Annotated in this window: 12 protein-coding genes and 1 pseudogene; 8 read left to right on the forward strand and 5 right to left on the reverse strand. The window is 51.5% G+C overall.

The window, feature by feature from the left end:
- The first annotated feature begins 10 nt into the window (after positions 1-10).
- The 8 genes from hisB to LUCIF_RS05330 all read left to right on the forward strand — a co-directional run bounded on the left by hisB (position 11) and on the right by LUCIF_RS05330 (position 6,946).
- A complete protein-coding gene (gene hisB / locus LUCIF_RS05295) occupies positions 11-598 on the forward strand; it encodes an imidazoleglycerol-phosphate dehydratase HisB (RefSeq protein WP_122626832.1) in 588 nt (195 codons plus the stop codon).
- A 12-nt stretch (positions 599-610) separates the two neighbouring features.
- On the forward strand, positions 611-1,219 hold the full coding sequence (gene hisH / locus LUCIF_RS05300; protein WP_122626833.1) for an imidazole glycerol phosphate synthase subunit HisH: 609 nt from the start codon (positions 611-613) through the stop codon (positions 1,217-1,219).
- Positions 1,216-1,950, forward strand: a complete 735-nt coding sequence (gene hisA / locus LUCIF_RS05305) for a 1-(5-phosphoribosyl)-5-[(5-phosphoribosylamino)methylideneamino]imidazole-4-carboxamide isomerase (protein ID WP_122626834.1) — start codon at positions 1,216-1,218, stop codon at positions 1,948-1,950. Before hisH ends, hisA begins: the two co-directional genes overlap by 4 nt.
- On the forward strand, positions 1,950-2,708 hold the full coding sequence (gene hisF, locus LUCIF_RS05310; protein WP_122626835.1) for an imidazole glycerol phosphate synthase subunit HisF: 759 nt from the start codon (positions 1,950-1,952) through the stop codon (positions 2,706-2,708). Before hisA ends, hisF begins: the two co-directional genes overlap by 1 nt.
- Positions 2,705-3,358 carry a bifunctional phosphoribosyl-AMP cyclohydrolase/phosphoribosyl-ATP diphosphatase HisIE gene (hisIE, locus tag LUCIF_RS05315; protein ID WP_207857025.1) on the forward strand — a complete coding sequence of 218 codons (654 nt, stop codon included), beginning with the start codon at positions 2,705-2,707 and terminating at the stop codon, positions 3,356-3,358. The genes hisF and hisIE overlap by 4 nt, the downstream gene beginning before the upstream one ends.
- 420 nt (positions 3,359-3,778) lie before the next feature.
- A complete protein-coding gene (locus tag LUCIF_RS05320) occupies positions 3,779-4,543 on the forward strand; it encodes a sulfite exporter TauE/SafE family protein (RefSeq protein WP_122626837.1) in 765 nt (254 codons plus the stop codon).
- Positions 4,544-4,551: 8 nt separating this feature from the next.
- Entirely contained in the window at positions 4,552-5,703 is a 1,152-nt protein-coding gene (locus LUCIF_RS05325) for a zinc ribbon domain-containing protein (RefSeq protein ID WP_165865896.1), read from the forward strand.
- A gap of 10 nt (positions 5,704-5,713) precedes the next feature.
- Positions 5,714-6,946, forward strand: coding sequence for a divergent polysaccharide deacetylase family protein (locus LUCIF_RS05330; RefSeq protein WP_122626839.1), 1,233 nt, complete (start codon positions 5,714-5,716; stop codon positions 6,944-6,946).
- Positions 6,947-7,023: 77 nt separating this feature from the next.
- On the opposite strand, the gene LUCIF_RS05335 is transcribed toward LUCIF_RS05330, so the two are convergent.
- From LUCIF_RS05335 to LUCIF_RS05355, 5 genes and pseudogenes are all read right to left on the reverse strand, one after another.
- Positions 7,024-8,184, reverse strand: a complete 1,161-nt coding sequence (locus LUCIF_RS05335) for an aminotransferase class I/II-fold pyridoxal phosphate-dependent enzyme (protein ID WP_122626840.1) — start codon at positions 8,182-8,184, stop codon at positions 7,024-7,026.
- The gene (locus tag LUCIF_RS05340; protein ID WP_122626841.1) at positions 8,181-8,678 is read right to left on the reverse strand and encodes an Lrp/AsnC family transcriptional regulator; all 498 of its coding nucleotides are present in this window, start codon (positions 8,676-8,678) and stop codon (positions 8,181-8,183) included. The genes LUCIF_RS05335 and LUCIF_RS05340 overlap by 4 nt, the downstream gene beginning before the upstream one ends.
- A gap of 169 nt (positions 8,679-8,847) precedes the next feature.
- Positions 8,848-9,636 (reverse strand): tRNA 2-thiocytidine biosynthesis TtcA family protein, encoded by a 789-nt coding sequence (locus LUCIF_RS05345; RefSeq protein ID WP_122626842.1) that lies wholly within the window; start codon positions 9,634-9,636, stop codon positions 8,848-8,850.
- Positions 9,637-9,706: 70 nt separating this feature from the next.
- Positions 9,707-10,555, reverse strand: a complete 849-nt coding sequence (locus LUCIF_RS05350; protein WP_122626843.1) for a TIGR03915 family putative DNA repair protein — start codon at positions 10,553-10,555, stop codon at positions 9,707-9,709.
- A pseudogene (locus LUCIF_RS05355) lies at positions 10,534-11,037 on the reverse strand (hypothetical protein); the annotation flags it as partial. The gene LUCIF_RS05350 and the pseudogene LUCIF_RS05355, both read right to left, overlap by 22 nt.

Genomic DNA, 11,037 nt, shown 5'->3' on the forward strand with positions numbered 1-11,037 from the left:
GGTGAAGGAAATGAACCGCAGCGCAGAAGTAACGCGAAAGACGGCGGAAACGGATATTACCGTTGAATTGAGCCTGGAGGGACGGGGAACGGCTGCTGTCAGGACAGGCATCGGATTTCTGGATCACATGCTGACCCTCTGGGCCAGGCACGGATTATTTGATATAACGGTTGAGGCCCAGGGGGATCTTTACATTGACGGCCATCATACGACGGAAGACACGGGAATTGTCCTGGGGCAGGCACTTAACCGCGCCCTGGGTGACAGGCAGGGAATCCGGCGCTACGGCACCGCTTTTGTCCCTATGGATGAAGCCCTGGCCATGGTGGCGGTGGATATCAGCGGCCGCCCTTTTTTAGTCTTTGATGCCGCTTTGCCTGCCGGCCGCATCGGTGAATTTGATACGGAACTGGTGGAAGAATTCTTACGGGCTCTGGCCGTGCATGCCGGATTAACATTGCATGTGCGCCTGTTGGCCGGCAAAAATGCCCATCATATTGTGGAAGCGATTTTTAAGGCTCTGGGCCGGGCCTTGGCGGAAGCCAGCCGGATTGATGAGCGGATTGCCGGTGTGTTGTCCACCAAAGGCACTTTATAGGGGGAGAGTACAATGATTGCCATTATTGATTATGGGATGGGCAACTTATATAGTGTGGAAAAGGCATTTGTAAAACTGGGCGCGGCAGTTGCCGTAACCCGTCAGGCTGATGAAATCGGGCAAGCGGATAAAGTCGTATTACCTGGCGTGGGCGCTTTTGGCGACTGTATGCGTAATCTGCGCCAATATGGCCTGGAGGAAGTGATTCACCGGGTCATTGAGCGCGGAACCCCGTTTTTGGGCATCTGTGTCGGTCTGCAAATGCTGTTCGACGGCAGTGAAGAGGATCCGGGCGTGGCCGGACTGAGCATTTTTCCCGGTATGGTCCGCAAGCTGGTGACGCCCGGCTTGAAAATTCCCCAAATCGGCTGGAACAGTCTCGAATTTCGCGCTGCCAGTCCGGTGTTAGACGGTCTGGCACCGCATTCTTTCGTTTATTTTGTTCACAGTTATCATGCCGTACCGGCCGATCCCGGGCTGGTCACGGCGGTGGCCGACTATGGCGGTGAGGTGACGGCGGCCGTGGGCCGGAATAATGTGCAGGCCGTACAATTCCATCCGGAAAAATCGAGTGCCGTAGGGATGGCCATCCTGGCAAACTTCAAGGAGATGAAAGCATGATCATTTTTCCGGCGATTGACATCCGGGGCGGTAAATGTGTCCGCCTGACCGAGGGCCGGTTTGACGCCGAGACGGTATTTGCCGATAATCCGGTGGAAATGGCTGTCCGCTGGGCTGCCGAGGGAGCGGAGTTTTTGCATGTAGTGGATCTGGATGGGGCACGGGCCGGACAGCCCGTAAACCTAAAGGTAATTACCGCCATTGTCCGGGCCGTATCGATTCCGGTGCAACTGGGCGGGGGCATTCGTACTATGGAGAATATTGCCGCTCTTTTGCAATGCGGTATACAGCGGGTTATTTTAGGCTCCGTAGCGGTCCGGCAGCCGGAACTCGTAAAAGAAGCCTGTCGGCGCTATGGCAGCCGGATTGTAGCCGGGATTGACGCCCGGAACGGACAGGTCGCGGTGGATGGCTGGGGTGTGAGCGGCGGCGTGGAGGCGGCGGAGCTGGCATCCCAAATGGCTGCCGCCGGTGTGGAGCGGATTATTTACACCGATATTTCCCGCGACGGGACCTTGTCCGGGGTCAATGTAGAGGCCACTGCTGCTTTGGCACAGGCCGCGGGGATCCCGGTCATTGCGTCCGGCGGCGTGCGGGGGCTGGAAGATATTGAAGCGCTGCAGGCTGTTCAGTCGGCGGGAATTGAGGGTGTCATTGTCGGCAAAGCCATTTACACCGGCATGGTGGACTTGAAGACCGCGATCCGGGCAGCCGGGAAAGAGGTGGTTTGATGTATACCAAACGAATCATTCCCTGCCTGGACGTAAAAGACGGGCGGGTCGTAAAAGGAACTAACTTTATCGGCCTGAGGGATGCCGGCGACCCGGTGGAACTGGCCTCGGTTTATGACCGGGAACTAGCTGACGAACTGGTGTTTTTGGATATTACCGCTTCCTGCGAGGAACGCAATACCATGGTGCAGGTGGTGGAAAGCACGGCGGCGCAAGTCTTTATTCCCTTTACGGTGGGCGGAGGTATCCGCACCGTGGAAGACATCCGCAAAATGCTGAAAGCCGGCGCGGATAAGGTTTCTCTGAATACGGCCGCCGTCAAGGAGCCCGGTTTAATTGCAGCAGGGGCCAAACGTTTCGGCCGGCAGTGTATTGTTCTGGCGGTCGACGCCCGGCAGACCGGCAAGGACCAATGGGAAGTGTATGTTAACGGCGGACGGACGCCCACCGGCCTGGATGTGCTCGACTGGGTGCGCAAAGCCACGGCCCTTGGTGCCGGAGAGATTCTTCTCACCAGTATGGATAAGGACGGCACGAAGGACGGTTACGATATCCCCCTTACGCGGGCTGTGTCGGAGACGGTGGATGTACCGGTCATTGCTTCGGGGGGCGCCGGGGAACTGGAACATTTCTATGCGGTGCTGACGGCAGGCAAGGCCGATGCCGTGCTGGCGGCTTCGGTGTTTCACTACGGCCGGTTTACAGTGCGTCAGGTAAAAGAATATTTGCAATCGCGCAATGTGGAGGTCAGATTATGAATTTAGACGGGATAAAGTTTGATGTTAACGGGTTAGTTCCCGCTGTCATACAGGACGAAAAAACAGGCGCCGTATTGATGCTGGCCTATATGAACCGGGAGTCGCTCGCCAAAACGGTGGAGACCGGCGTTACCTGGTTTTATAGCCGCAGCCGGAACCGTTTGTGGCAAAAAGGGGAAACGTCCGGGCATGTGCAAACGGTTAGGAATATTTATTATGATTGTGACGCCGATTCGCTGCTGGTGAAAGTGGAACAGACAGGGGCCGCCTGCCACGAAGGAACGTTTTCCTGCTTTAGCCGGAAGTTGGGAGAGACAAAGAGCGAAGCAGCGAAACTTTTTGACCCGGAAAAGGTGTATGGCGGGTCGGCGGCCGCTATTCTGCAGGAACTGTATCAGGTCATTACCGACCGCAAAGCCAACCCCAAGGAAGGTTCGTATACCAACTACCTTTTTACCAAAGGTCAGGATAAGATTCTGAAAAAGGTAGGTGAGGAAGCGACGGAAACGGTCATTGCCTCCAAGAACAACAGCAAGGCCGAAATCCTGTACGAAATGGCCGACCTTTGGTATCATTGCATGGTGCTGCTGGCCTATCACGGGATTACCCCCGCGGAATTGCTGGCGGAACTGCAAAGCCGGCGGAAATAAGAAATCAAAAAAGTTTATGATTCCCTGTTAGCTATTAGGCTGCCAGTCACGGTTGTGGCTGGCGGCTTTATTATAAGTATAGTTTTAAAGACTGCATAGAAAGCCGTTAACGGCAGAAGAATCGCCTTATCAACGCCCCGCCGTTGCCACTTAACCTCCGCTTATGACAAGACGATCCTTCTGCCTGAATTGGCGTCAAAAATGATTTTCAGATAGTTTCCCCGCGCCCTGTACCATGAGCCAAGAGCCGAAAGACCGCATCAGCGGTTTTTCTTATATCGAAAGAGAAACCGGGGAAAATGAGGGCATTTGTGTTAAGCGGCAGGAGTCTGCCGTTTTTGCTTGAATACTTATTATAAGAGAATGATTGCCTTGGCAGTATTGTATTTTAGACAGCTAACGTGTTGAAGGAGACCCTGAATGGAATCATTAACTTTGCAAATGACTATTTTCTTATTGGGAGCCGGTTTTGTCGCTTCTTTTATTGATTCGGTAGCCGGGGGCGGCGGCCTTGTGTCGTTGCCGGCTTTACTGCTGACCGGCCTGCCGATGCCGCTGGCTTTAGGCACCAATAAACTGGCCAGTTCCATGTCTTCTCTGACCAGTACCTTATCCTTTATGTATTCCGGTAAGGTAAAGTACCGTTTGGTAGCCTGGCTTTTTCCCCTGTCCTTTGCCGGTTCGGTTTTGGGAGCGTATACGGTAAAACAAATTCCGTCCGAATTTTTGCGGCCCTTAGTAGTTGTACTGCTTGTGGCCGTAACGATTTATACGGTTGCCAAAAAAAATTGGGGAACCTGTTCGACGTATACGGGGATAACGGGTAAAACAGCAGTTTTAAGCGGTCTTGCGGCTGCGGCGTTAGGTTTTTATGATGGTTTTTTCGGGCCGGGTACGGGCTCGTTTCTGGTTTTCGCGTTTGTAATGATTGGATTTGATTTTGTTGTGGCGGCAGGCAATGCCAAGGTGCTTAACTTTGCCAGTAATATTGCTGCCATTATTACCTTTGTGGTGTTGCATTCCGTAAATTATCAATACGGGCTGGTCATGGGACTGGGCATGATTGCCGGGGCGATCGTCGGTTCACAGGTCGCCATCCGCAAGGGAGTTGCCTATGTTCGTCCGCTGTTTATCTGTGTGACGGCGGTGCTGATCGGCAAGCAAATTTGGGATTTATTATCCTAAGCAGCAAAATGTATGATAGAGGGAAGGTGAAAAGGCTGATGGAGCAGGAGAAGAAGGAATATTTTAAGTTTTGCCCCTTTTGCGGCGCTGATCTGGCGCAGCGGGCCTTTCATTTTTGTCCCTTTTGCGGCCAAAAACTAATATTGAGTGAAGTTGGGAATGAGCCGGAAAATCAACAGGTAACGGCAGAAAGCCGGCCCGTTGAGACGGTGGAAGATATCGTCAGGTATTACGATGAGTTTATCCGGGAAAAACGGCAGTTGGGATTGCCGGAAGAACAGATACGGATTGAGGCCGGGGAATTGGTCCAAACGTTAAAACGCCGGCTGAACATTCATATCACGACGGTTGCCAAGAAGAAATTTTCGCCGGCAGTGAATGAGCATCCAGCGCAAGATTCTGAATTTGAGAATTACAGTCTCATTTTGAAGGCCTGCTCTCGCCGGGAAAGCTTGGCACGCCGGCTGGAAAAGCGGCTCTTGCGCAGTTATTTTGCTATTCAACTGGCTTTAGACAGAATCCCCGGTATCATTATTTACAAGGCCAGGGTAGATACGATGCCGGCTTTGATAAAGGCTTTTAAAGCGGAGAAAGCGGCCATTACAGTAGTTGGCGGCCAACTGGAAGTGAATTGTTCCGCCGCAGAAATGATTCCCGATTTTCGGGAACTGTCGCCATTTTTGCAGGAGCTAATGCAGGCGGCGCCGGCCAATTTATGGCTGGGCGATTCGTTTTATCTCGTAGTGGAAGCGATTCATAAGGCATTTCAATGCCGGGGCGCGCTGGCCGTTTCGGATCAGGCTCTTTATTTTGTCTACCGGCAGACCGCCGCCGGACCGGTATGTTGGACCGTTATTTCCTATTACCGGGTTGCGGCGACTTCCCGCAGCCGAAACGAATCGCCAGCCGCGCTGACTGTACGTTACCGGGATACGGACGAACTGGATGCGATGCTTTTCGACAGTTACGGTGATCTGGACCGCCTGTATCCGGTGCTGGAAAAGGCAATCAATGCCGGCGGTTATCGCTGGTTTATAAAGCGAAGCTGCGGAAACTGCGGCGATGTTGCCCGGGAAGAGGTGGATACGGCTTATGCCGGGGAAGGCTGCCTCGTTTGCGGTAAGCGGCTGGAACGCAGATTAATCGATAAAAAACAATAGGAGAAATTATATGGCTAAACGAAGCAGCAGAAAGGGCTGGATTTTGCTCGGAATGGCGCTATTGGCTGCCATTCTTTATTTTCAGTTGCCGGACAAAGAGAAACAGGATTCTGGCCACAAGTATAATACGGAAAAAACCGGTGCCGGTGTAGTTGCCGATTTTTCCGCTGCAACTAACAAAATTCATAGTGCTGTCGACCAGGGAATGCAAAAAGCAGGGCTTAGCGTGAAGGATGTGAAAGACAGTAAAAGGGAAGTACCGCGCAAGGAGGTTGAGGGGACCATTCGCTGGACTCTGCGGGAAGTGCTGGCAGCGGCGCCGGCGAATGCCAGCCTGGACAATGTTCAAAGCGCTATTCAGTCAGCCATAAAAGCGGCCGGCGGGGAGGTATTTGCCGCTCAGCCGGATACCTATAAGGGTATGGATGTTCTGAGAATGGATATTGGCCTGAAAGACACACTGGCCGGTGATCCGGTTACGATGATTGCCGAAAAGGTCTATATTGCTCAGGAAAAGGTAGCCGGGGGAAAAACGGCGCTAGTGCCGGAGAAGAAAACGGAAGTTCGGCCGCCTGCTCCCGAACGGGCTAAAATGGCAATTATTATTGACGATTTTGGTTACAACCAGGAGCCAATCGGTATGTTTGCCAGTATGGGAAGACCGCTTACCTTTTCGGTTTTGCCGTATCATATTTTCAGTAATGAAGCGGCGTCCCGGGGTCTTGCCGCCGGACAGCAGGTCATGCTGCACCTTCCCATGGAGCCGATGTCCGCCTCTGTGGGGCAGGAGAAGACCAGTATTCAGGTTGCTATGAGCGATGCTGAGATTCGCGACATTGTTACCAAGGCGATTCAGTCGGTACCGGGTATTGTTGGCGTAAATAATCATGAAGGTTCGCGGGCTACTGCGGACCCCCGGGTTATGAAAGCGGTTCTGGGCGTCATAAAAAATAATGATCTATTTTTTATTGACAGCCGGACAAGCAGCCGGTCCGTAGCCTTTGACATGGCGAAACAGACCGGTGTCCCCACGGGGGAAAACAGCCTGTTTATTGACAATAGTTCCGACATTGCCGCAATCAAAGAGCAATTGCAGAGAGCGGCTCAAATTGCCTTGCGTTATGGCAGTATAATTGTCATCGGCCATGCGCGTTCCAATACGGCTATAGCGATTCGGGAAGCCATACCGGATTTGGAAGCGGATGGAATCCGGCTGGTATTTGTTTCCCAGTTAGTAAAATAGTTTAATTTAAAAGGGAACGCCTGCCTCTCGTTAAAGAGGCAGGCGTTTTTTGCACGTCCAATATATGAATTTTGCGGTTAGCGGGAAATGAACCGGCCGATCCGCTCCAGCGCTTCGGAAAGATTAGCAATGGAAGACGCATAGGAACAGCGGACAAATCCTTCGCCGCTCTGGCCGAAGGCGTCACCCGGGACCAGCGCCACTTTTTCCGCTTTTAAAAGTTCTTCCGCGAACTGAAGGGAAGTCAATCCTGTTTGCCGGATGGAAGGGAAGATATAGAAAGCTCCTTTCGGTTCAAAACAAGTCAGTCCCATTTGCCGGAATCCGTCCAGCATGAGCCGCCGCCGCCGGTTATATTCGGCTACCATTTCCTGCATACTGTGCTCGCCGCGCCGTAAGGCTTCAATGGCGGCTACCTGTGCCGTAATTGGCGCGCACAGCATGGTGTATTGATGAATTTTGGTCATAGCGCCGATAAAGTCGGGATTGGAAAGGGCGTAACCGATTCGCCAGCCCGTCATGGCATAAGCTTTCGAAAATCCGTTTAGCAGGATGGTCCGGTCCCGCATTTCTGGCAGCCCGGCAAAACAGACATGCTTGCCTTCGTAAGTAAGAAGGGAATAAATTTCGTCGGCAATGACAATGAGGTCGTGCTTTTGGACGAAACGGGCAATTGCCTCCAGTTCCTGTTTCGGCATGATGGCGCCGGTGGGATTGTTGGGATAGCCGATCAACAGAACTTTGGTGCGGGGCGTGACCAGTTTTTCCAATTGGTCTACGGTGACCCGGAATTCGGTGTCCATGGTTGTCGGCACCGGGACGGCAACGCCGCCAGCCAGGGTGGCGCAAGTTTTATACGATACGTAGCAAGGTTCCGGGATCAGAACTTCATCGCCCGGGCTGAGAATGGCCCGCATGGCAAGATCCAGCGCTTCGCTGACGCCCACGGTAACCAGAATTTCATTGCGCGGATTATAAGAAATCCGGTAGTCCTTCTGCATGATCCGGGCAATTTCCTCCCGCAGTTCCAATAAGCCGTAATTGGAGGTATAGGCAGTGTAACCCTTCTGCAGGCCGTATACGCAGCTTTCCCGGATATGCCAGGGGGTAATGAAATCCGGTTCGCCGACTCCCAGGGAAATGACTCCTTTCATTTCGGCGACGATATCAAAAAAACGGCGTATGCCGGAAGGCGGAATGGCTTTTACGACAGGGGATACGCGGTCAGCCCAGCTCACGGTGTCACCACCAGTCTATGGTCTTCTTCTTCATCTTCAATGATGACGCCGGCGTATTTATACTGTTTTAGCATAAAATGGGTGGTGGTGCTGATGACGCCTTCAATGGTCGACAGCTTGGTGGATACAAAATCGGCAATTTCCCGGAGGGTCTGTCCTTCCAGCATTACCAGGAGGTCAAACGCGCCGGACATAAGATATAAACTGCGCACTTCGGGAAAACGGTAGATGCGTTCCGCCAGAGCATCAAAACCGACTTCCCGCTGCGGGGTGATTTTTACTTCAATAATTGCCGTAACCGAATCGACGCCGGCTTTTTCCCAGTTAATAATGGGCTGATATGTAACAATGATTTTTTCATCTTCCAATTGTTTAATTTGGGCCTGTACTTCGGCCGGAGACCGGCCAAGCATGACTGCCATTTCTTCCACCGTATGATTATGATTTTTCTCCAGTAATTCCAGTAATTCTTTTACTTCTGCATCTTTCTCCATTGGTAGCCCACTCCTCAAATCTATTTTTATTTTTCTGTAAATAGGTTAATAATTTAGTTTAAAATGATATTGAACAATTATTCCCTGGAAAGGAAAAGATTAAAACATTTGTAAAAAATTCAACGCCTGTCCGAAAGAATCCTTCTGCGCCACAAGCCGAAAGACCGCGTCAGCGGTCTTTCTTGTTCCAGAAGGAAACAAATTTTTGCTTCATTTCCGCCCGGCCGGGTTCCGGCGGCCATAATTCCATCGCGGCGTCGGCGCGCATGGCGGCAGCCAGATGGGTATAGACCGCCTTGTTATTTTTTTGCAGATCACGGATCATTTCTTTAATTTCCTGGCGTTTGGTTTTGCCGTTGAACGGACAGGGACTGGGAATGGGCGTAAAGCCATGCAGCCGGGATGTACCGACCAATTTCTTTTCCCGGAAATAGATCAGGGGGCGGATTACGGTCAGTTTGGTACGGTCTAAATGAGTGACAGGTAAAAAAGTCCGCAGTTGGCCCGAATATAAAAGTCCCATAAAAAAAGTTTCCACGGCGTCGTCATGATGATGAGCTAAGGCAACTTTGTTGAAACCGTGCTTTACGGCGAAGTTATTGACTGCGCCGCGCCGGAAAAAGGCGCAGGAAAAGCAAGGGTCGTTGCCGTGGTTTTTTTCGATAATACCGGCAATGTTGAACTGTTCGGTGGAAAAAGGGATATCCAGACGGGAGCAAAAATCAGCCAGCGGCGAAAGATCAAAATCGGGAGTAAACATGGGATCCAGGGTGTAGGCAGCCAAATCAATGGAAAAGGGAAGGTGCTGCCGGATCAGTGATAATGCATAGGTTAGAAAAACACTGTCTTTGCCGCCGGATAAGCCGATGAGAACGCGGTCACCCGGTGCCAGCATGTCAAATTCAATGATTGCCCGCCATAAATGACTGAAATAATCTTTGGGAAGATGTTTACGCATAGACTAACCTCACGTTAAAATGTATAAAAATATTATAAAACAAAATCGGGTTGTCGGGCAGCAATTATTTTTATTCAGGTGCTGCCGGCAGTTTTTCGAGCAAATACTTGCTTTTAGTTTCCGGCAGTAACTTTTCGCCGGAGCCGGGCAGCTTGGGCGGAGTATTGGATGTACGGCTAAACTCGGTCATGGATTCCCAGTACCGTTTGGGCATGTGGCTCATGCGGCAGGTCGGGTTGTACCGCTCCTTTATGGCAATGGTATCATAAAACAACTGCCATAATTCGCGAAACCGTTGTTCCTCCGCATCGGCTGCCGGCAGTTCAAGCGCTGTTATGGGAATGACTGCAGACTGGTAAGGCTGGTAAACCAGCCCCATGCCATGGTTTTTATCGTGAATTAGAAAGCGTTCTTCCGGATACCGCTCGCAGAAATGCTGCACTAAGAGCGGCAGCACGTAATTTTTCGGGGCTATTTCGCCCACAAGAACGTTGTTGAAGATAGAAAATCGCAAAAAACCTTTTAGTAAATGACTTTCTCTTTCTAAATGCTTAACCGCCTTAAAGAGGGTATTTACGGTTTCGTTGGTCAGCATATTTATTACGGAGGGTCCATAACGGTATCCCAGCCGCAGAAATTGCAGAATGGTTAACTCTTTTTGCGGCAGACAGGTTAAAAAGGCGTGCCGTACAAAATCCAGCGCCGCCGTTCCCATCTTTTTAGGAATGGAAGCCAGGACCCGGCCGGCTTTCGGCAATTCAGTCGGAATTTCCTTGCCGGAAAAGAGCCCGGACTGGGATCCACCGGTGAGAAGAATATCCAATGGAAGTTCTCTTTTTTCATAACTTTCAAATACGCAGCACAATAAGCCGTCAAAGCTGCCGTCATAGTGGTAAATTAGATCAGAGCGGATGGGCATGCTGGCAGATCCTCCCGGAATGACGTTGGACCAAATAAGGAGAGCTGTTCTGACGGTAAGGCGAAATTCGAATGATAGAGTTCCAGAGTTTTTGCCGATAATAAAGAGTGGAGCATGGCATTAGGAGTGATTTTTATGCCGTCCGCCGCTTTTCCATTGCAAAGGACAAAATACTGCGCCCGTTTCAGAACAATCCCCAGATTTTTCAGATCGTCGAACCGGAGAGTTGCTGTACGGCGTGCCGTCAAAATCCGTTTGGCGCCGGTTACGCCAATGCCCGGCACCCGCAGCAGGTCATTAAAGGGCGCCCGGTTTACATCCACAGGGAAAAAATCCATATGATTGAGAGCCCAGTTGCATTTAGGATCTACATAAGGATTGAAATTTTGCCGCTGCTCATCAAGAAGCTCGCTGGCGGCAAAACCGTAAAACCGGAGCAGCCAGTCCGCCTGATAAAGCCGGTGTTCCCGCCACAGCGGCGG

Source organism: Allolucifera butyrica, from assembly GCF_900476375.1.
In the GTDB taxonomy this organism is placed as follows: domain Bacteria; phylum Bacillota; class Negativicutes; order Sporomusales; family UPPP01; genus Lucifera; species Lucifera butyrica.